14 protein-coding genes, 2 tRNA genes, 3 rRNA genes and 1 pseudogene are annotated in these 20320 nt (G+C 37.2%); 14 read left to right on the forward strand and 6 right to left on the reverse strand.

Annotated features, from left to right (window positions below; translation table 11 throughout):
- The first annotated feature begins 734 nt into the window (after positions 1-734).
- From ACNH59_RS06900 to rrf, 5 genes are all read left to right on the forward strand, one after another.
- Positions 735-2248, forward strand: a 16S ribosomal RNA gene (locus ACNH59_RS06900).
- Positions 2249-2378: 130 nt separating this feature from the next.
- A tRNA-Ile gene (locus ACNH59_RS06905) sits at positions 2379-2452 on the forward strand.
- A 101-nt stretch (positions 2453-2553) separates the two neighbouring features.
- Positions 2554-2627, forward strand: a tRNA-Ala gene (locus ACNH59_RS06910).
- 193 nt (positions 2628-2820) lie between these two features.
- Positions 2821-5703: ribosomal RNA gene (locus ACNH59_RS06915) — 23S ribosomal RNA — on the forward strand.
- Positions 5704-5832: 129 nt separating this feature from the next.
- Positions 5833-5942: ribosomal RNA gene (rrf, locus tag ACNH59_RS06920) — 5S ribosomal RNA — on the forward strand.
- The 16S, 23S and 5S rRNA genes sit together here with 2 tRNA genes alongside, the layout of an rRNA operon.
- 558 nt (positions 5943-6500) lie before the next feature.
- Here the strand turns inward: rrf and ACNH59_RS06925 are convergent.
- A complete protein-coding gene (locus ACNH59_RS06925) occupies positions 6501-6704 on the reverse strand; it encodes a hypothetical protein (protein WP_418264691.1) in 204 nt (67 codons plus the stop codon).
- Positions 6705-7160: 456 nt separating this feature from the next.
- Positions 7161-8477, reverse strand: coding sequence for an adenosylhomocysteinase (gene ahcY, locus ACNH59_RS06930; RefSeq protein ID WP_418264692.1), 1317 nt, complete (start codon positions 8475-8477; stop codon positions 7161-7163).
- A 261-nt stretch (positions 8478-8738) separates the two neighbouring features.
- On the opposite strand from ahcY, the gene ACNH59_RS06935 reads away from it, so the two are divergent.
- On the forward strand, positions 8739-9377 hold the full coding sequence (locus ACNH59_RS06935) for a 4'-phosphopantetheinyl transferase family protein (protein ID WP_418264693.1): 639 nt from the start codon (positions 8739-8741) through the stop codon (positions 9375-9377).
- Between the two features lie 166 nt (positions 9378-9543).
- On the opposite strand, the gene ACNH59_RS06940 is transcribed toward ACNH59_RS06935, so the two are convergent.
- Positions 9544-9927, reverse strand: coding sequence for a group III truncated hemoglobin (locus tag ACNH59_RS06940; protein ID WP_418264694.1), 384 nt, complete (start codon positions 9925-9927; stop codon positions 9544-9546).
- 2 nt (positions 9928-9929) lie between these two features.
- On the reverse strand, positions 9930-10211 hold the full coding sequence (locus ACNH59_RS06945) for a hypothetical protein (protein WP_418264695.1): 282 nt from the start codon (positions 10209-10211) through the stop codon (positions 9930-9932).
- 147 nt (positions 10212-10358) lie between these two features.
- On the opposite strand from ACNH59_RS06945, the gene ACNH59_RS06950 reads away from it, so the two are divergent.
- The 5 genes from ACNH59_RS06950 (at position 10359) to ACNH59_RS06970 (ending at position 16305) form a co-directional block, all read left to right on the forward strand.
- Positions 10359-11087, forward strand: a complete 729-nt coding sequence (locus ACNH59_RS06950) for a geranylgeranylglyceryl/heptaprenylglyceryl phosphate synthase (protein ID WP_418264696.1) — start codon at positions 10359-10361, stop codon at positions 11085-11087.
- A gap of 9 nt (positions 11088-11096) precedes the next feature.
- Entirely contained in the window at positions 11097-11726 is a 630-nt protein-coding gene (gene pnuC / locus ACNH59_RS06955; protein WP_418264697.1) for a nicotinamide riboside transporter PnuC, read from the forward strand.
- Between the two features lie 80 nt (positions 11727-11806).
- Positions 11807-13405 (forward strand): DUF4301 family protein, encoded by a 1599-nt coding sequence (locus tag ACNH59_RS06960; RefSeq protein ID WP_418264698.1) that lies wholly within the window; start codon positions 11807-11809, stop codon positions 13403-13405.
- 4 nt (positions 13406-13409) lie between these two features.
- Positions 13410-13811 (forward strand): alternative ribosome rescue aminoacyl-tRNA hydrolase ArfB, encoded by a 402-nt coding sequence (gene arfB, locus ACNH59_RS06965; RefSeq protein ID WP_418264699.1) that lies wholly within the window; start codon positions 13410-13412, stop codon positions 13809-13811.
- Positions 13812-14100: 289 nt separating this feature from the next.
- The gene (locus ACNH59_RS06970) at positions 14101-16305 is read left to right on the forward strand and encodes a TonB-dependent receptor (protein ID WP_418264700.1); all 2205 of its coding nucleotides are present in this window, start codon (positions 14101-14103) and stop codon (positions 16303-16305) included.
- Between the two features lie 57 nt (positions 16306-16362).
- Here ACNH59_RS06970 and ACNH59_RS06975 read toward each other — a convergent pair whose 3' ends face one another.
- Complete coding sequence (locus tag ACNH59_RS06975; RefSeq protein WP_418264701.1) at positions 16363-16776, reverse strand: Rieske (2Fe-2S) protein; 414 nt, start codon at positions 16774-16776, stop codon at positions 16363-16365.
- 269 nt (positions 16777-17045) lie between these two features.
- Here ACNH59_RS06975 and greA point away from each other — a divergent pair, with 269 nt between their 5' ends.
- From greA to ACNH59_RS06990, 3 genes and pseudogenes are all read left to right on the forward strand, one after another.
- Positions 17046-17519: a transcription elongation factor GreA gene (gene greA, locus ACNH59_RS06980; RefSeq protein ID WP_418264702.1), complete on the forward strand. Its 474-nt coding sequence runs from the start codon at positions 17046-17048 to the stop codon at positions 17517-17519.
- A gap of 39 nt (positions 17520-17558) precedes the next feature.
- Entirely contained in the window at positions 17559-17948 is a 390-nt protein-coding gene (locus ACNH59_RS06985) for an HIT family protein (protein WP_418264703.1), read from the forward strand.
- A 216-nt stretch (positions 17949-18164) separates the two neighbouring features.
- Positions 18165-19130, forward strand: a pseudogene (locus tag ACNH59_RS06990) (transglutaminase domain-containing protein); the annotation flags it as partial.
- Here ACNH59_RS06990 and ACNH59_RS06995 read toward each other — a convergent pair.
- Positions 19127-20275, reverse strand: coding sequence for a sensor histidine kinase (locus ACNH59_RS06995; RefSeq protein ID WP_418264704.1), 1149 nt, complete (start codon positions 20273-20275; stop codon positions 19127-19129). The pseudogene ACNH59_RS06990 and the gene ACNH59_RS06995 sit on opposite strands and share 4 nt — an antisense overlap.
- Positions 20276-20320 lie beyond the last annotated feature (45 nt).

Genomic DNA, 20320 nt, shown 5'->3' on the forward strand with positions numbered 1-20320 from the left:
AGAATTATTTTGATTTAATAAGGTGTGATTTTTGATTAAAAGTGTTGAATTAGTGCCTTAATGTAATGAAAAGTGAATTGAGAGTCTAGAGAGGTTAAGTGTAAAGCTGAATAACGGTTCGTGAATAGGAATGATGTTGAGTTTGGTTTTGGTAAGCAGAATGTAAAAACTCCAAATTCCTACAAATATAAAAACATAAACAATGCATTTTCAGCATATTGTAAAAAAGATTAAAAAAAGGTTGTTGTGGGGTATTGTTTAATTGGGAAGACTCACTACTTTTGCACCCGCAACAGCGAATGCGTTCATCGAAATACTGACAGGTTTTAAGAGAAATAAAGAGGGAGAAATTCTTCTAGAAAAAATATCAAAAAAAGCTTGTGAGATTAGGATTTACGTTTTACATTTGCACCCCGCAAGAATAGAGAAGTTCATTGAGTTATTGATAAGAGAGGTTAAAGAAATAGAAATAAAATTCTAAAAAAAAACTTTAATTTTTTCTTGCCAGAAACAAAAGAGTTTTTTACTTTTGCACCCGCTTCGAGAAACACATTAAAATGTGGTTAACGAGGATGAAAAAAAGAAGAATACGTTCCTAGACATATTGAATTGACAGCCGTTTTAACAGAGATGTTAGAACAAAAGAATAAGAGTAATAGAATCGATAGATTCGAATAAAAACCGATAGATACTGAGTCGACAATTAATAGTCCGCCACGGCGGACGCACAATATACGATGAAGAGTTTGATCCTGGCTCAGGATGAACGCTAGCGGCAGGCTTAACACATGCAAGTCGAGGGGTATAGGTTTTCGGACCTAGAGACCGGCGCACGGGTGCGTAACGCGTATGCAATCTACCTTTCACAGAGGGATAGCCCAGAGAAATTTGGATTAATACCTCATAGTATAGCAGTTTCGCATGAAACCACTATTAAAGTCACAACGGTGAAAGATGAGCATGCGTCCCATTAGCTAGTTGGTAAGGTAACGGCTTACCAAGGCTACGATGGGTAGGGGTCCTGAGAGGGAGATCCCCCACACTGGTACTGAGACACGGACCAGACTCCTACGGGAGGCAGCAGTGAGGAATATTGGTCAATGGACGCAAGTCTGAACCAGCCATGCCGCGTGCAGGATGACGGTCCTATGGATTGTAAACTGCTTTTGTACGAGAAGAAACACTCCTACGTGTAGGAGCTTGACGGTATCGTAAGAATAAGGATCGGCTAACTCCGTGCCAGCAGCCGCGGTAATACGGAGGATCCAAGCGTTATCCGGAATCATTGGGTTTAAAGGGTCCGTAGGCGGTTTAGTAAGTCAGTGGTGAAAGCCCATCGCTCAACGGTGGAACGGCCATTGATACTGCTAAACTTGAATTATTAGGAAGTAACTAGAATATGTAGTGTAGCGGTGAAATGCTTAGAGATTACATGGAATACCAATTGCGAAGGCAGGTTACTACTAATTGATTGACGCTGATGGACGAAAGCGTGGGTAGCGAACAGGATTAGATACCCTGGTAGTCCACGCCGTAAACGATGGATACTAGCTGTTGGGAGCAATCTCAGTGGCTAAGCGAAAGTGATAAGTATCCCACCTGGGGAGTACGAACGCAAGTTTGAAACTCAAAGGAATTGACGGGGGCCCGCACAAGCGGTGGAGCATGTGGTTTAATTCGATGATACGCGAGGAACCTTACCAAGGCTTAAATGTAGTTTGACCGATTTGGAAACAGATCTTTCGCAAGACAAATTACAAGGTGCTGCATGGTTGTCGTCAGCTCGTGCCGTGAGGTGTCAGGTTAAGTCCTATAACGAGCGCAACCCCTGTTGTTAGTTGCCAGCGAGTCAAGTCGGGAACTCTAACAAGACTGCCAGTGTAAACTGTGAGGAAGGTGGGGATGACGTCAAATCATCACGGCCCTTACGCCTTGGGCTACACACGTGCTACAATGGACGGTACAGAGAGCAGCCACTGGGCGACCAGGTGCGAATCTACAAAACCGTTCTCAGTTCGGATCGGAGTCTGCAACTCGACTCCGTGAAGCTGGAATCGCTAGTAATCGGATATCAGCCATGATCCGGTGAATACGTTCCCGGGCCTTGTACACACCGCCCGTCAAGCCATGGAAGCTGGGGGTGCCTGAAGTCGGTGACCGCAAGGAGCTGCCTAGGGTAAAACTGGTAACTAGGGCTAAGTCGTAACAAGGTAGCCGTACCGGAAGGTGCGGCTGGAACACCTCCTTTCTAGAGCCTTAGTGTTAGCTTTTAGCACGCTAGGGAAAAAGACGAAGAATCTTTCGGATTTAGAATATTGAGAATTTATTACTCTTGCTGTTAATTTAAAGAAATTGAAAAAAGAATTAAGTAAAAACAGAGTCTCGTAGCTCAGCTGGTTAGAGTACTACACTGATAATGTAGGGGTCGGCAGTTCGAGTCTGCCCGGGACTACTATTTTATACTTAAGAGGAAATTTTAGAGGTTGAGTTACACGAAAAGTGAACCGTTTCAAAAAACTGTTAACTGAATACTGTTAACTGACAACTAGATACGGGGGATTAGCTCAGCTGGCTAGAGCGCCTGCCTTGCACGCAGGAGGTCAACGGTTCGACTCCGTTATTCTCCACAAAGGCCCCTCCTAACCTCCCCAAAAGGGAGGAATACAGAGCAATCGGCTCTCCCCCTTCGGGGGAGCTGGAGGGGGCTTAAAGTTCATTGACATATTGAGATAAGAAAAGTAAAAAATAAGTAGAAAGAGTTTTTTGCTAGTGATAGTAAAAGACAAAAAATAACGGTCATAATTAATTTTATGATTGGTACAATAAGCAAAATAAGGGCGTATGGGGGATGCCTAGGCTCTCAGAGGCGAAGAAGGACGTGATAAGCTGCGAAAAGCTACGGGGATTGGCACACACAAATTGATCCGTAGGTATCCGAATGGGGCAACCCACTATGTTGAAGACATAGTACACCGATAGGTGGGCAAACCCGCTGAACTGAAACATCTAAGTAGGCGGAGGAGAAGAAAACAAAAGTGATTCCGTAAGTAGTGGCGAGCGAACGCGGATTAGCCCAAACCAATGTTGTTAAGGCAATGTTGGGGTTGTAGGACCACGAGATTTTATGTACAAGGAACCGGAAGTTACTGGAAAGTGACGCCATAGAGGGTGATAGCCCCGTATGGGTAACGAGTATAATAAATAGTGGTATCCTGAGTAGGGCGGGGCACGTGAAACCCTGTCTGAATTTGGCGGGACCATCCGCTAAGGCTAAATACTCCTGAGAGACCGATAGTGAACCAGTACCGTGAGGGAAAGGTGAAAAGAACCGTGAATAACGGAGTGAAATAGATCCTGAAACCATACGCTTACAAGCGGTCGGAGCCCTTTGGTGGGGTGACGGCGTGCCTTTTGCATAATGAGCCTACGAGTTAACGTTGCTGGCAAGGATAAGTGGTTAAGCCACGGATCCGTAGCGAAAGCGAGTCTGAATAGGGCGCTTTAGTCAGTAGTGTTAGACGCGAAACCGTGTGATCTACCCATGGACAGGTTGAAGCTTTGTTAACCCAAAGTGGAGGACCGAACCCGTTGACGTTGAAAAGTCTTGGGATGATCTGTGGGTAGGGGTGAAAGGCCAATCAAACTCGGAAATAGCTCGTACTCCCCGAAATGCATTTAGGTGCAGCGCTGGTTATAAGTTATATAGAGGTAGAGCTACTGATTGGATGCGGGGGCTTCACCGCCTACCAATTCCTGACAAACTCCGAATGCTATATAATGTTTACCAGCAGTGAGGGCTTGGGTGCTAAGGTCCAAGTCCGAGAGGGAAAGAACCCAGACCATCAGCTAAGGTCCCCAAATATATACTAAGTTGAAAGAACGCGGTTTGTCTGCCCAGACAGCTAGGATGTTGGCTTGGAAGCAGCCATTCATTTAAAGAGTGCGTAACAGCTCACTAGTCGAGCGGACGAGCATGGATAATAATCGGGCATAAGTATATTACCGAAGCTATGGATTTTGTAGCAATACAAAGTGGTAGGGGAGCATTCTAACAGGGTTGAAGGTTTTTCGTAAGGAGAGCTGGACTGGTTAGAAAAGAAAATGTAGGCATAAGTAACGATAATGCGGGCGAGAAACCCGCACACCGAAAGACTAAGGTTTCCACAGCTATGCTAATCAGCTGTGGGTTAGTCGGGACCTAAGGCGAACCCGAAAGGGACAGTCGATGGACCACGGGTTAATATTCCCGTACTACTAATTACTGTGATGGGGTGACGGAGTGATGAAAGCGCCGCGAACTGACGGAATAGTTCGTTGAAGTACCTACCTATAAGAACCGCAGGCAAATCCACGGTTTTTGGGGAAATACGATAGTACTCGGAGTCTTCGGACAAAGAGATAGTGCGCCTAAGGGCTTCCAAGAAAAACCTCTAAACTTCAGGTAATTAGTACCCGTACCGCAAACCGACACAGGTAGTCGAGATGAGAATTCTAAGGTGCTCGAGAGATTCATGGCTAAGGAATTAGGCAAAATAGACCCGTAACTTCGGGAGAAGGGTCGCCAGCAGCAATGCTGGCCGCAGTGAAGAGGTCCAGGCGACTGTTTATCAAAAACACAGGGCTCTGCAAAATCGTAAGATGAAGTATAGGGCCTGACACCTGCCCGGTGCTGGAAGGTTAAGAGGAGATGTTATCTTCGGAGAAGCATTGAATTGAAGCCCCAGTAAACGGCGGCCGTAACTATAACGGTCCTAAGGTAGCGAAATTCCTTGTCGGGTAAGTTCCGACCTGCACGAATGGTGTAACGATCTGGACACTGTCTCAGCCATGAGCTCGGTGAAATTGTAGTAACGGTGAAGATGCCGTTTACCCGCAGTGGGACGAAAAGACCCTGTGCACCTTTACTATAGCTTAGTATTGACCTTGGATAAATGATGTGTAGGATAGGTTGGAGACTGTGAAGTGGCGTCGCTAGGCGTTGTGGAGTCATTGTTGAAATACAACCCTTTGTTTATCTGAGGCCTAACTCCGCGTTGCGGAGGACATTGCTTGGTGGGTAGTTTGACTGGGGTGGTCGCCTCCAAAAGAGTAACGGAGGCTTCTAAAGGTTCCCTCAGTACGCTTGGTAACCGTGCGAAGAGTGCAATGGCATAAGGGAGCTTGACTGAGAGACATACAGGTCGATCAGGTACGAAAGTAGAGCATAGTGATCCGGTGGTTCCGCATGGAAGGGCCATCGCTCAAAGGATAAAAGGTACGCCGGGGATAACAGGCTGATCTCCCCCAAGAGCTCATATCGACGGGGGGGTTTGGCACCTCGATGTCGGCTCGTCACATCCTGGGGCTGGAGAAGGTCCCAAGGGTTGGGCTGTTCGCCCATTAAAGTGGCACGCGAGCTGGGTTCAGAACGTCGTGAGACAGTTCGGTCTCTATCTACTGTGGGCGCAAGAAATTTGAGTGGATCTGATTCTAGTACGAGAGGACCGAATTGGACAAACCTCTAGTGTATCTGTTGTCACGCCAGTGGCACTGCAGAGTAGCTACGTTTGGAAGGGATAAGCGCTGAAAGCATATAAGCGCGAAACCCACCACAAGATGAGATTTCTTTTAAAGGTCGTGGGAGATGACCACGTTGATAGGCTATAGATGTAAAGGCAGTAATGTCATAGTCGAGTAGTACTAATAACCTGTAAGCTTATGTACACCTTTCCAGTCCGCCACGGCGGACTGGGGAAACTTTCTAGTAATGAATTATTATTTTCTTTATCTCAGTATGTTAAGATATTGTGTAATTGTTCCCGATAGTAATCGGGACCCATTGCAAAACGACCTTAAGGTGGTTATTGCGGCGGGGCTCACCTCTTCCCATCCCGAACAGAGTAGTTAAGCCCGCCTGCGCAGATGGTACTGCAGTTATGTGGGAGAGTATGTCGTCGCCTTTCTTTAAAACCCTGTTTCTAACGAAACAGGGTTTTTTGTTTTATAGCTTTTTTGTTTTATTTTTTTTCAATCCTGTCCTAAATAAAATGGATCAAGTTCAAAAGTTGGGGATTAGGCAAAAAGATTGGATAATCTAAACAGGAAAAAATCAATTTTTCTAACTCCTCTAAATTGCGCTCTAAAAGCCTTTATTGATAATTTTTCCACATCAAATACTATTGACTGAGTTTTATTGCAACCGTTTTATATTTATTATTATTTCTTTCCTATAGATAATTTTATTTGGTCTTTCCTGTGTATTTTGGATAGCTGGGTTTATTGTGTAACTAGTTCAAAAATTTAGTTTCTAGATATAAAAATGCAATTATTCTAATTAGAATTTATCGTTAATAAAGATGTTTTTTAGTTGTGATTTCCATTAGATCGTAAATAAATCTTATTGGTTGTTTGAGACTTTTTTCTAGGTTTAAGACATACTTTAGACAGTTAGCAGTATGATCTTCTAAAGTGCTCTGTAGTGTCAAAAAAACCTGCTTAAAAAAGCAGGTTTCATGTTATATTCATTTGGGATTAATTGGATTGTTTTTTAAGTCGTTTACATATTGTGTTAGTTTTTTACCATAAAGTGATTGTGCTACTTTTTTGGACATGGTTTTTTGAATGGTATCGAGGTATTTGATGTTGATGTCATGGATTTTAGATAACACAATATATGGAGTAGCTTCTGCTTCTGGATAACTTAATGCGAAATTAGCGGTGTACAAGTATTTTCGTTTTGTGTTTTGATCTAATTTTTGATTAATACTATCAAGTTTAGATAAGTTTTTATACTTAGTGACATAGAATTTTGCTTCTATTATAGTTGAGTTTTAATTGTCCATTTTTTATCGGGAATACTATATTTTAATATAAAAGAGGAGGTATTAAGGGTAGAAAAAAAATACTATTTCAGCTTCACAAGGAAGTTGGTTTTTATATTCAAAATTTTATCTTTAACAGTATCATGTATTTATTAGCAAATAGAAATAGCGAAAAAATGGGAAATAAAAGAATTGAGAATTATTTTTAACACTTATTTTGTTTATATTTTTTATTTCGGAATGACCTTGTCTAGTACAAAAATAGAAACCCTCACATTCAAACTGAAGTTATTTCAGTTTCCTGCAAGGGTTTCTCTAAATCTGCAATTGTTAATCAGAAATGAACAATCAAAAATCTTTCTAGTATCTGTAATATTCTGGTTTGAATGGGCCTTCAACAGCAACACCAATATAAGCTGCTTGGTCTTCACGTAGTACTTCCAATTCAACACCTAACTTAGAAAGGTGTAAAGCAGCTACTTTTTCGTCAAGGTGTTTTGGTAGCATATAGACTTCATTTTTATAAGCAGCACTATTTTTCCACAATTCGATTTGAGCCAACGTTTGGTTTGTAAATGAGTTACTCATTACAAAACTTGGGTGACCAGTTGCGCAACCAAGGTTTACTAAGCGACCTTCAGCCAAGATGATAATGTCTTTACCCTCGATTGTGTATTTGTCAACCTGAGGTTTGATTTCGATTTTAGAAGCACCGTGAGTTTTGTTCAACCACGCCATATCAATTTCGTTATCAAAGTGTCCGATGTTGCAAACAATCGTTTTGTCTTTCATTTGCTCAAAGTGCTCACCTAGGATGATATCTTTATTTCCAGTTGTTGTGATGATGATATCAGCATTAGCAACGACTGTGTTTAGTTTTTTTACTTCAAAACCGTCCATTGCAGCTTGTAAAGCACAAATTGGGTCAATTTCAGTAACCGTAACGATAGAACCAGCACCTCTAAAAGAAGCAGCAGTTCCTTTACCTACGTCACCATATCCGCAAACCACAACTCTTTTTCCAGCCAACATAATATCAGTAGCACGACGCACCGCATCAACAGCCGATTCTTTACAACCGTATTTGTTGTCAAATTTAGATTTAGTAACCGAGTCATTTACGTTGATTGCCGGCATTGGTAATGTTCCCGCTTTCATTCTTTCGTATAATCTGTGAACTCCAGTAGTTGTTTCTTCAGATAATCCTTTAATTCCGGGAACCAATTCCGGGAAACGATCAATAACCATATTGGTCAAATCACCACCATCATCCAAAATCATGTTCAATGGTTTTCTGTCTTCACCAAAGAATAATGTTTGCTCAATACACCAGTCAAAAGATGCTTCGTCAAGACCTTTCCAAGCATATACTTGAATTCCAGCAGCAGCAATTGCGGCAGCAGCTTGATCTTGAGTTGAGAAGATGTTACAAGATGACCAAGTCACTTCAGCACCAAGAGCGATCAAAGTTTCGATCAAAACGGCTGTTTGTATTGTCATGTGTAAGCATCCAGCAATACGAGCTCCTTTAAGCGGTTGTTCGTCTTTATACTCAGCACGGAGCGCCATTAATCCTGGCATTTCTGCTTCTGCTAATTCAATTTCTTTTCTTCCCCAATCCGCTAGAGAGATGTCTTTTACTTTGAAAGCCACAAAAGGCGTAGTTGTAGTACTCATTTATAGTATATTTGTAATTGTAAAATTTTGTGCAAATTTACATAATAAGTTATGATATAAAAAGGATTCACAAACATTTATGAATTGTTTACGAGTCTAAGTTTTTAAAAATCAATAAAATAAAAAAACAAGAACCTATTTGTTTAGGAGCTATTTCCCGCTATTCGCTACAATCTTGTGAGGGCATCCCGATGCGTCGGGACCCGCCCTACAAGGATTTACGCTGCTATCGGGGCTAAAGAACCCAGCAATACCAACAAAATGCCGTTATATAAAAACTTTTTTTTCGATTCTCAAACACAAATTTTAGTTTGGAAAATCACGGAAACTTTTGAAGAACTTTTTCAAGGAGTCGTACTTAATATGAAGAATCGAGAACGCCTAAACGGAATGAAGTCACAATTGCATCAGCGTGGTTTTTTAAGTGTACGCAAACTCCTTCAAGAAGCAGGTTACAATGATTTAGAATTGTATTATGACGAATTTGGTAAGCCTAATTTAAAAGATAACAAGTTTATTTCGATAACGCATTCACACGAATTCTCAGCAATAATTATTAGTGACAAACCTGTAGGAATCGATATCGAATTACACCGAGAAAAGATCATTCGTATTGCAAATAAGTTTATTACTGCTGAAGTGAAATTTTTAACCATTGATGACCTTAGCGAGTACATTCAAAAACTCACCGTCATCTGGGGTGCCAAAGAAGCAATTTTTAAAATTCAAAATGAAAAAGGAATTAGCTTTAAAGATCATATCGAAATACTGCCTTTTGAACTCGAAGAAATTAAGACTACTGCGCAACTCAATTTTGGGAATATTCAGAAACAGTTTCATATTTTTTACGAAGCCGTAGAAAATTTTGGATTGGTATATGCTTTTGAGAAAGAGCTGTAGTGTTATAGGTTATAAGTTTAAGCCGCAAAGCTTAGGTGTTCTTGTCTTTTATATATTTTATGAATAATCAAGTTCTATGTTACCTAGGTAAGTAGCCCCTTTTTTTATGTTCAGGGGAAAGTTTATGAATCTATGTGTTTGAAAAAATAGCGGTTTGAGGAAAAAGTCAGCTTCTGCTTTTAAACATTGCCATATAGATAAATGTCCCCATTTTTCTGGCTCTACGTTTTAAGATTTCTACATTTTCGCCTTCAAAAAGTTCGTCTAAAGTTTGCGCCCAATGATTCAACCAAATACCAAATTCATTCGGGCCAATTTTTCCTCCAAAATGTTTGTCTACTTCGATATGCGCTTTTAGAGGATCGCCTTTATAAATTTTGCCTCCAAAAAGATTCATCTCCCAAAAATCAGTCAGTTTTTCCAGATGTTCCTCCCAATCTTGAATCAACTCGTTAAAATAGAAGCCAATTTCTTCATCGGCTCTAATTTTACTGTAAAAAGTATGAATCAAGAGTGAGAGGTCTTTTCTGTTACTGATGTCTTTTCGCATTTTTAAAAGTTGTTTAATACAATAAGTAGCAAGTTAATAATTACGCTAGCAATAAGCGTATTAAAAATCACTTTATGTTTCATTTGCGCTAGAATAAAAGTATTAGCTAGCATGCTGATTAATACAATTAAGGTGAGTTGAATCATTTGTAATAATGAAGTTCCATGTGATAAAACAGTCATAGCTGCTGCTCCTCCAATACAGCTTTGTCCTAGGATTCCCATTGTAGCATACCCAAAAAAACCGTTGTCAAAATACTCGAATGTTCTGTTGTAAAGTGTCATAATTGTTTCGTTTTATTACAGCAAAGTTAGGGTGCTATAAGATGTTATTTTATGATTTATATCATGTGGAAGTAAATTTGTTTTAGCTATAATGGAATGTACTGAGAAGTGGAAAATTTAGAAAAAAACCTATACTTTTACAGCCCTATGAAAAAGAAGAAAAAGATTTACCGTGATATATTACAATGTAAAACTAATAATATAAAATTATTAGCAATCCTGTTGGATCCAGACAAAATTGAATGGGAGAATTTAAGTTCTTTATGTGATAAAATTAATCAATCTCCTGCAACTCATATTTTAATTGGCGGAAGTGTAGTAACTTCGACTAGAATTGACGAATTGATAATTCGATTAAAAGAGAAAATTAATTTGCCAGTGGTGTTATTTCCAGGGAATCCTTCGCAAATATCTAAAGAAGCTGACGGAATTCTGTTTTTGTCATTGCTTTCTGGGCGAAATCCTGATTTTTTGATTGGTCACCAAGTTACAGCGGCTCCAGTTTTAAGACAGAGTCAGCTCGAAATTATCTCTACAGGCTATATTTTGATTGAAAGTGGAACAGAAACGGCAGTAGAGAGAGTGTCGCAAACCGAACCTATGCATCGTTCCAATCACGACAAAGTGCTAGCAACGGCTTTAGCTGGCGAAATGTTAGGAAATCAACTCATGTATTTAGAGGCAGGTAGTGGTGCAAAACAAACTGTTCCTATTGAAATGGTACAATTGATATCTCATAATTTAGAAATTCCATTGGTTGTAGGAGGTGGAATCACATCTTTGAACAAAGTAACAGAAATGTATAAAGCAGGTGCTGATATGGTTGTCATAGGTACTGCTTTTGAAAATGATAATCTTTTTTTTGAAAAACTTTAAAACTTTATAATGTTAGATTTTTTTTTAAACGCCTATCAAGATACTCCACTATATCAGATAGTGTTGGAATTTATAGCTTTTGTCTGTGGAATTTGGAGTGTAGTATTAGCTAAAAAAGAAAATGTTTTGCTTTATCCTATTGGTTTGATTGCTACCCTAATTACCATGTATTTACTCTTTTTGGCAGGCTATTTAGGGGATATGTTGATTAATGCTTATTTTAGTGTTATGAGTATTTACGGTTGGTATAACTGGTCAAGAAAGGGAGAAACAGGAGCTGTTTTGTCTATTTCGAGAACGAATCTCAAAGAGAAGTTGATAGGTGTGGTGTTATTCGTCTTAACGATTGTTGTTGTATATGCTGTTTATGTAATTTTTGATTATACCATTCTCTGGGACAATTATGTAGATATTTTTACATCGGGCTTGTTTTTTACGGGGATGTGGTTTATGGCTAATAAGAAAATTGAAAATTGGACGCTTTGGATTATTGGTGATACCATTGCTACACCACTTTATGGGTATAGAGGTTTAGGAATGTTGGCGTTACAGTATTTGATTTTTACTTTTTTGGCGGTTAGCGCTTATAGACAGTGGTGCCAAATTATAAAAACTAAATATAACACAGTAAATAGTTAAGAGTTTTGTTGAAAAGTTTAAATTTGGAGTAATTATTAAAAGATATAATTGAGTCAGATTTTTAGGAAGAAATAATAAATATGGAGAACATAGTAAAAGGTCAGGTTTTGGGAGGAATGGATGTTGATTCAGATTTTTCGGTTGCAGATAAGATGCAGATTGCTTCTTATGGCATTTCGATTGAAAGTGTTAAAAAGCAATTATTTTTTTTGCAAAACGGAATAGCAAAAACAAATTTAGTTGCACCAGCTACCTTAGGTAATGGTATATTAGAACTATCTGGAAATGATTTTGAAAACTACGCCTTGTTTTTTGATGCTAATAAAACGAATCTAAAATTATTAAAGTTTGTTCCTGCTTCTGGTGCTGCCACAAGAATGTTTAAATTTTTGAATACTTTTCTAAATAAATTTGATGTAGAGAAAGATTCGATTAACGCATATGTAAATCGCTACATGGCTTATGATTTGGCGATTTTTATTGTCGGGATGGATAAATTTCCTTTTTTTGATGAGGTTTATGCTAAGTTAAAAGAAGTATATCCAAATTTTGATTCTCTAAGTCGGGATCAAAAGAATTATTATTTTATTAAAATTTTATTGTCGCCCGATTATTTTGATTATGCAAATAAACCAAAAGGTATTCTCCCGTTTCATGTCTATCTAAATACTATTGCAACCCCTATTGAAGAGCACTTATACGAATGTGGTTATTATTCAAGTGTAAACGGATTATCAAATTTGCACTTTACAGTATCTGAAGAGCATCAATCTCAGTTTGAAAATATTATCAATACGGTTAAGCATTTGGTAGAAAAAGAAACACAAACTTCAGTGAATGTATCTTATTCTTTTCAAAATAAAAGTACCGATACAATCGCGGTGGATATGGATGATAATCCTTTTAGAAATGCTAAAGGAGAATTGGTTTTCAGACCCGGAGGACATGGAGCGTTGATAGATAATTTAAATCAATTTGATGCTGATATTATTTTTATAAAAAATATTGATAACGTCATTTTGCACAATAATGAAAATGTTGCTTTGTATAAAAAAGCTTTGGCGGGAGTATTGTTAGATGTTCAAAAACAAGTTTTTGAATATTTGAATTTAATTGAAAAAGGGCAATTAACTAAAGCACATATTCCTGAAATTAAAGCATTTTTCAAAAAGAAATTGTATCGGGAAATGGAGCCTAATTTTGATTCATTTACGTTTAAAAACCAAATTAAATCCATCCAAAAAGCTATAGATAGGCCAATGCGTGTCTGTGGAATGGTAAAAAACGAAGGCGAACCAGGTGGTGGACCTTTTTGGGTTCGAAATGAAAAAGGAGAAATCTCTCTACAAATTGTAGAGTCTAATCAAGTCGATACCACAAGTCGCCGACAAACTAAAATTCTTCAAGAAGCAACTCACTTTAATCCAGTAGATTTAGTTTGTGTTATCAAAAATTTTAAAGGTGAAAAATTTGATTTAAACCAATTTGTAGATCACAATAGTGGTTTTATAGTTGAAAAAAATGTTTCTGGTACTGCTATTAAAGCCTATGAGCTCCCTGGATTGTGGAATGGTGCTATGGCTGAATGGTTGACTATTTTTGTTCAAGTGCCTCTGTTGACTTTTAACCCTGTAAAAACGGTAAACGATTTGTTGAAAGAAGCGCATCAAAGGGGATAAAGGAATGGATGTTCAAAAAATAATTTCAGAATTACAATTCAAAGCCGTAAGAAGTAGCGGTGCTGGAGGGCAAAATGTGAATAAAGTTTCTTCAAAAGTTATATTGACTTTCGATTTAAGCCAGTCACAAGCATTATCTGAAGAAGAGAAATTAGTTTTAGAAACAAAATTACAATCGAGATTAACCTCTGAAAATATTTTGAGCTTGCAATGTGATGAAGATCGTTCGCAATTAAAAAACAAAAGTATTGTTATTAAGCGATTTTTGAATCTTATCGAACAAGGATTAGTGATTCCAAAACCTAGAAAGGCAACCAAAATTCCTAAATCAGCCATTAAGAAGAGGTTAAAAGATAAGAAAAACACATCGGAAATTAAGAAAACAAGAGGGAAGTTCGGTTTTTAAAGTATTGTTTTCTAGTGGGTTGTGTTTTTTTATTGGGAAATAATTAAGAGTTTTGGGATGATAACCTTTTTCTTTTTTTACCTTTGCGCCGTCTCAAAGGGGTGCTTTAATCTGAATAAATCAGATTCTGAAATGAGTTCAGAATAAAAGGCTGAGATTATACCCAACGAACCTAGACGAGTAATGTTGTCAAGGGAATTAGTGATAAGAACAATTGCATTTGGGTAATTATCATAAACAAAAAATAACTACAGAATAATTGCCCCTTTTATTCGTGAAATCTTTACGAATGAAAACTAATTTTAATTTTTATTGCCCAAAAAGCATTAAGACAGAGGGGAAGCCTTTGTTTTTCGCTATTATCTTTTCTCTTTTTTCATGTTTTACTTTTTCACAAGTGAAGGATACTACAAAAGTGAACAAACTTGATGAGGTTTTGATTTCTGCAGTTCGGGCTACTTCAAAAACGCCAGTAAGTTTTAGTAATTTGGATAAAAAAGAAATTGCTCCACGTAATTTAGGGCAAGATATTCCAGCTTTAATGAATTTTATGCCTTCAGTGGTGTCCACTTCTTATGCCGGAAATGGCATTGGTTATTCTGGAATCAGAGTTCGTGGTAGCGATGCCACCCGTGTCAATGTAACTATAAATGGAATTTCCTATAACGATTCAGAAAGTCAAGGTACTTTTTGGGTAAACTTACCCGATTTTGCTTCCTCCGTACAAAGTTTGCAATTACAACGTGGTGTAGGTACTTCGACTAACGGTGCTGGAGCTTTTGGAGCCAGTTTGAATTTGTTAACAGATAACTATGCGAATCAAAGCAATGGTGAAATTTCCAATTCCTACGGAAGTTTCAACACGCATAAACACACGATAAAATTCAGCACTGGTTTGATGAATGACCATTTTGAATTAGCAGGACGTTTATCAACTTTAAAGTCAGATGGTTATGTGGATAGAGCTTCTTCTGACTTGAAATCGTATTTCTTACAAGGAACTTATGTAAGCGGAACTACCTTAATTAAAGCCTTAGTATTTGGTGGATTTGAACGTACCTATCAGTCTTGGAATGGAGTTGATGCAACTACATTAGCATCCAACAGGACCTATAACTCTGTTGGTGAAAAGTACAGTGACGCAGGAGATTTTGAAGGTTTTTACGAAAACCAAGTGGACAATTACAATCAAGACCACGCCCAATTGCACTGGAATGAAAAAATTTCAGAACATTGGAACACTAATTTAGCTTTTCATTATACAAAAGGAAAAGGATATTACGAAGAATTTGTAGATGATTGGCTTTTTACTAATTTGTTTGGAAGTGACGAATCACAATATAGTTTTTTAGGATTAAATCCTATCACAGTTGATGGAAACACCATTACTTCTACAGATTATACAAGAAGAAAATGGTTGAGTAATGATTTTTACGGAACAACTTTTTCTGCCAATTATAAAAAAGACAAATTGGATTTGGTATTAGGTGGCGGTTATAATAAATATGATGGGAAACATTTTGACCAAATTCTTTGGGCGCAATATCCATCCAACAGCCAGTCGGGAGATATTTATGATTCAAGCGATGCAGTGAAAAAAGACGGAAATATTTTTGCGAAAGCGAATTACCAACTAACAACGCAATTGAGTTTGTTTGGGGATTTGCAATTGAGAAATGTACATTATACGACCAATAGTGTGGAAACAGGAAATGTAAATGATAATTTTAATTTCTTTAATCCAAAGGCTGGTTTGACGTATGCGATTAATCCGCAAAACAATTTATACTTTTCGTATGCTAGAGCCAATCGCGAACCAAATCGAAGCGATTACAAAAATGGAAGTCCAAGACCAGAAAAATTAAATGATTTTGAATTGGGCTGGAGATTAGCCAATAAACAACTCAAGCTGAATGCAAATGTCTATTATATGGCTTACAAGGACCAATTGATTCTAACAGGTGAATTAGACAACGTAGGCGATCCTATTCGTAAAAACAGTGGGGATAGTTACCGTTTAGGATTGGAATTAGATGCAACAATCACGGTGATGGACAATTTATTTATTAGTCCCAATGTTACTGTAAGTACCAATAAAAACAAAAATTACATTGAGGATAATGGTACTGATTTAGTCAACCTAGGGAATACTAATATTGCGTATTCACCTAATTTGATATTTGGAAATAACATTAGTTATTTACCTGTGAAAAAATTGCAATTTGCATTGCTTACAAAAGGCGTAGGCGAACAATATTTGTCTAACAACGATACGAAAGAATCTAAACTAAAATCCTATTTTGTGAATGATTTTAATCTTTCTTATGAAATAAATCCAAAATCTATTTTCAAATCCATTATTATTTCAGGATTGGTTAACAATATATTTGATGTTGATTACATCTCAGATGGAGCTGATTATGGAGGAGGTTATGTCGTGTATTTTCCACAGGCTGGAATTAATTTCTTAGCTGGAATTAGTTTGAAGTTTTAAGATCTAAATTGTAAATCAAAAAAGCCTGAAAAAATATTTTTTCAGGCTTTTTTGATTCTAGTTAAATACTCTTATGATGCTTCCACTAACCTCCACACGGTATTGTTTAAGAGGGTATTTTAATGAGCTTAAGCCCGTGAATAAATTGTACTCTTCGCTGTCACAGGCACAGACTGCATTAATGCCATTGATAGTCATAGTAGAGCAGGCACTTATAGGTTGGTTGGGACAAGCGGCATCAAAGGCATTGAAGCCACTTCCTGTATTAAACACGATAATCCCTTTGGCTCCTACACCAGAATAAAATATACCATTACTGGCAAATTTTAAATTGTTGTAAGCAGCTAAGTCTGTGTTGATGGAAATACTGAAAGAATAATTAGGTATATAAGGGTTGTTATTGTTAATGCTGTTAGTGCTACAGTTCGTTAATAGTAGGCTGATAAGTGATAAAAAGAGGATTTTTTTCATTATTTAAAATAAATTGAAACTATTAGTGAAACAAAATTAATTTATTTAACTTTGAAATTCATGCTGATTGACATATTTTATTAATTTCACTGTGAATTCAATTCAAATTGTTTTTAATAAAATACAAAAGTTATATAGAGATTGTACAGCCTTTAGAGCTAAATCGAATATAAATCAGTATAATTTTAGACTAAGAAAAATAATAGTATCTTTGTGGAAAGAAATCCCGTCCTGATGGGATTTTTTCTATTTATATAAATGACATAATTATGAGTGCAATATCTTATTATACAGCTGAAGGATTAAAAAAATTAAGAGAAGAGTTAGATTACTTGAAGACTGTCATGCGTCCAAAAGCTTCTCAAGACATTGCTGATGCAAGAGACAAAGGTGATTTGTCTGAAAATGCAGAATACGATGCAGCCAAGGAAGCGCAAGGAATGCTAGAAATGCGTATCGCTAAGTTGGAGGAAATCCATGCTAATGCGCGTTTGATTGATGAGTCTAATTTGGATCTATCTAAGGTTTTAGTTTTGTCGAAAGTAAAAATCAAAAACCAAGCTAACGGGATGGAAATGAACTACACCTTAGTGGCAGAAAGTGAAGCCGACCTGAAAACTGGAAAAATATCAGTTACTTCACCTATTGGTAAAGGTTTGTTAGGGAAATCTGTTGGTGAAATAGCCGAAATTACAGTTCCGAATGGTACTTTGAAATTCGAGATTATTGAAATATCTAGATAATAGATTGTTTAAACAATTAACCGATTAAATAATACTACTATGAGTTCTATTTTTTCTAAAATTGTAAAAGGGGATATACCATGTTATAAAATAGCTGAGGATGAAAATTATTTGGCTTTTTTAGATGTCAACCCCAATGCTAAAGGGCATACACTTTGTATTCCAAAGCTAGAAGTAGATAAGCTTTTTGATTTGGACGAAGAACAGTATATGGGATTGATGCGTTTTGCTAGGAAAGTAGCTTTAGCAATTGAAAAAACAGTTCCTTGTAATAGGGTAGGAGTTTCTGTAATTGGACTCGAAGTACCTCATGCTCATGTCCATTTGATTCCGATAAACGGCATGGACGATATGCGTTTTTTGTCCAAAGTGCAAATAACCAAAGAAGAGTTTGAAAATTTAGCGTTAGCTATTCAAGCTAATTTATAGTTTATCAAATATGAAGATTAATTTCCTGCTATTTTATTTACTAGTTTCGTTAGCTGTTTTTAGTCAGGTTAATCCAAAATACGATCTGGTTGACAAAAAGATGGTGGCAATACCTTCTGATTTTACAACTACCACGGCATATATAGCCAATTATATAAACGCAAATTTTAAAACGGACGAAGACAAACTTCGGGCCGTTTTTTTTGGACGGCATCCAATATCAGTTATGATGTTAAAAAGATGTTGGTGGAAAATAGTCCCGAATCAAGTCAAGAAAAAATAACCAAAACTCTAAGAACGCATAAAGGGGTTTGTATTGATTACGCTGAGGTTTTTCATGCGATTACAAATGATTTAGGGATTAAGAACTATATTATTGAGGGTTTTACCAAACAAGAAGGGAAAGTAAGTCCTATAGCGCACGCATGGTGTGCAGTTCAGTTGGATGGTAAATGGGTTTTGGTAGATCCTACTTGGGGCGCTGGAGGTGTGCGAAATGGAGTTTTTGTCAGGAAACTAAATAATGCTTATTTTAAAGTAACTCCAATACAAATGGTAAATTCCCACCTACCGTTCGATTATTTATGGCAGTTTTTGTCAAATCCGCTTACTTTTGACAGCTTCATTTCAGGCAAGAACCAGCAGCTCAATGCTCAGAAGAAGTTTGATTTTGAAAATGAAATTATGAGATATGAATCTTTGTCTGAGATGGATAAATCTTTAGAAACAATCTCCAGAATTGAAGGTAATGGGTATAAGTTGCCTTTAATTTCGTCTTATTTATCAGTGCTTAAAAAGAATGCGACCTTGTACAGACAAAATACTGCGGTTGAAAAAATGAATACCATTGTTTCCGACTATAATCAAGCTATAGTATTCTTGAATGATTTTATTTTTTATCGAAACAAAAAGTTCAAACCGACGGTATCTGACGAACAGCTTGAAAAAATGGTGGTAGAGTCTAAAGACAGGTTGTTAAAATGTCAAAACGATGTCTATAATCTGGGTAATGTTGGTACAGACAATTCAGGAAGTTTGTCAAGTTTGAAATCTAAAATCAATGAGGCTTTGAAAAATAGTGAAACGCATTATCAATTTGTTCAAGAGTATTTGAAAAAGTCTAAATTAGGTCGCAAAATGATGCTTACTCAAATTTCTTGGATGGGAATCCCCTTGAATTAAATATTGGTTTTGAAACTAATTTGAATCGTAGTACCCACGCCAATTTCCGATTTTAAGACCTTGATTTTTCCTTTATGGTATTCTTCTACAATTCGTTTGGTGAGTGACAACCCTAGACCCCAGCCTCTTTTCTTGGTCGTAAATCCAGGTTCGAAAATGGTTTGAAACTGATTTTTTTGAATGCCACTGCCCGTATCTGAAACATTTATTTTTAAAGTTCCTTTTTCCTCTTCTATGCTTAGGGTTAATTTTCCTTTTCCCTTCATAGCGTCTATGGCATTTTTAACCAAATTTTCAATCGTCCAGCCGTGTAATGTGGGGTTGATAAACGCAAAAACTTCTTTGTCGGGAGCTTCAAAATGAAATTCAATTTGTTTTGAAAAACGAGATTGTAAATAGGTATAAGCTTGAAAGGTTTCTTCAATAATGTTTTTGTTTTCTAAGGTTGGAATCGATCCAATTTTAGAAAAACGTTCGGTAATGGTTTGCAGGCGTTGAATGTCTTTTTCAATTTCCATCGTAATGCTTTCGTCCACGTCATCAGCTTTAAGGATTTCGACCCAACCAATTAAGGACGATAATGGTGTGCCTATTTGATGAGCAGTTTCTTTGGCCATTCCTGCCCACAATTTGTTTTGGGTTGCGACTTTAGTGCTTTTGTAAAAGTTGTATACTAATAAACCAAATAGGAAGATGATTAACAATAAAGCAATTGGGTAGTATTTTAACTTGTTTAATAAAGCCGAGTCGCCATAATATAATTTTTGAAATTGTCCAGGAACATATTCAATAACTATAGGGTCATTTTCGCCTTTTAATCGCTTTAGAATTTTGTGGGTAGAAGGACTGTTTAGACCAAGGTCTTCGTCAATATTAACCGTGTTAATAATTCTGTCTTCTTCTGTTAATATTATTGGAATGGAGGAATTGTTGCTTAAGATTTCAAGAGGAAGGTTGACATCGGTATTTTCATCGGCATTGATTAATGTTTTTTGAGCATTTGCCCAAAGGTTCATTTTTAGTCTTTCCTCGTTTTTAAAAATTTGAAAAAAAGTATAGGTGTTCCAAAGAATTAAGGAGACAATCAAAAAAGAGATGAATATAATAATCCAGCGAGTAGTATTTCTTCTTTCGGAAAACTGCATACTTAAAGTTTAAAGGTATAAATATAGTAAAATATACATTGGAAC

Source organism: Flavobacterium faecale (assembly GCF_048320115.1).
Classification (GTDB): Bacteria; Bacteroidota; Bacteroidia; order Flavobacteriales; family Flavobacteriaceae; genus Flavobacterium; species Flavobacterium faecale_A.

Coding starts and splice junctions, on each gene's coding strand:
- ACNH59_RS06960 (WP_418264698.1), top strand. CDS start 11,807: ATGGAGAACATAGTAAAAGGTCAGGTTTTGGGAGGAATGGATGTTGAT.
- ACNH59_RS06975 (WP_418264701.1), bottom strand. CDS start 16,776: ATGAAAAAAATCCTCTTTTTATCACTTATCAGCCTACTATTAACGAAC.
- ACNH59_RS06985 (WP_418264703.1), top strand. CDS start 17,559: ATGAGTTCTATTTTTTCTAAAATTGTAAAAGGGGATATACCATGTTAT.
- greA (WP_418264702.1), top strand. CDS start 17,046: ATGAGTGCAATATCTTATTATACAGCTGAAGGATTAAAAAAATTAAGA.
- ACNH59_RS06940 (WP_418264694.1), bottom strand. CDS start 9,927: ATGCGAAAAGACATCAGTAACAGAAAAGACCTCTCACTCTTGATTCAT.
- ACNH59_RS06950 (WP_418264696.1), top strand. CDS start 10,359: ATGAAAAAGAAGAAAAAGATTTACCGTGATATATTACAATGTAAAACT.
- ACNH59_RS06945 (WP_418264695.1), bottom strand. CDS start 10,211: ATGACACTTTACAACAGAACATTCGAGTATTTTGACAACGGTTTTTTT.
- ahcY (WP_418264692.1), bottom strand. CDS start 8,477: ATGAGTACTACAACTACGCCTTTTGTGGCTTTCAAAGTAAAAGACATC.
- arfB (WP_418264699.1), top strand. CDS start 13,410: ATGGATGTTCAAAAAATAATTTCAGAATTACAATTCAAAGCCGTAAGA.
- ACNH59_RS06970 (WP_418264700.1), top strand. CDS start 14,101: ATGAAAACTAATTTTAATTTTTATTGCCCAAAAAGCATTAAGACAGAG.
- ACNH59_RS06995 (WP_418264704.1), bottom strand. CDS start 20,275: ATGCAGTTTTCCGAAAGAAGAAATACTACTCGCTGGATTATTATATTC.
- ACNH59_RS06935 (WP_418264693.1), top strand. CDS start 8,739: ATGCCGTTATATAAAAACTTTTTTTTCGATTCTCAAACACAAATTTTA.
- pnuC (WP_418264697.1), top strand. CDS start 11,097: ATGTTAGATTTTTTTTTAAACGCCTATCAAGATACTCCACTATATCAG.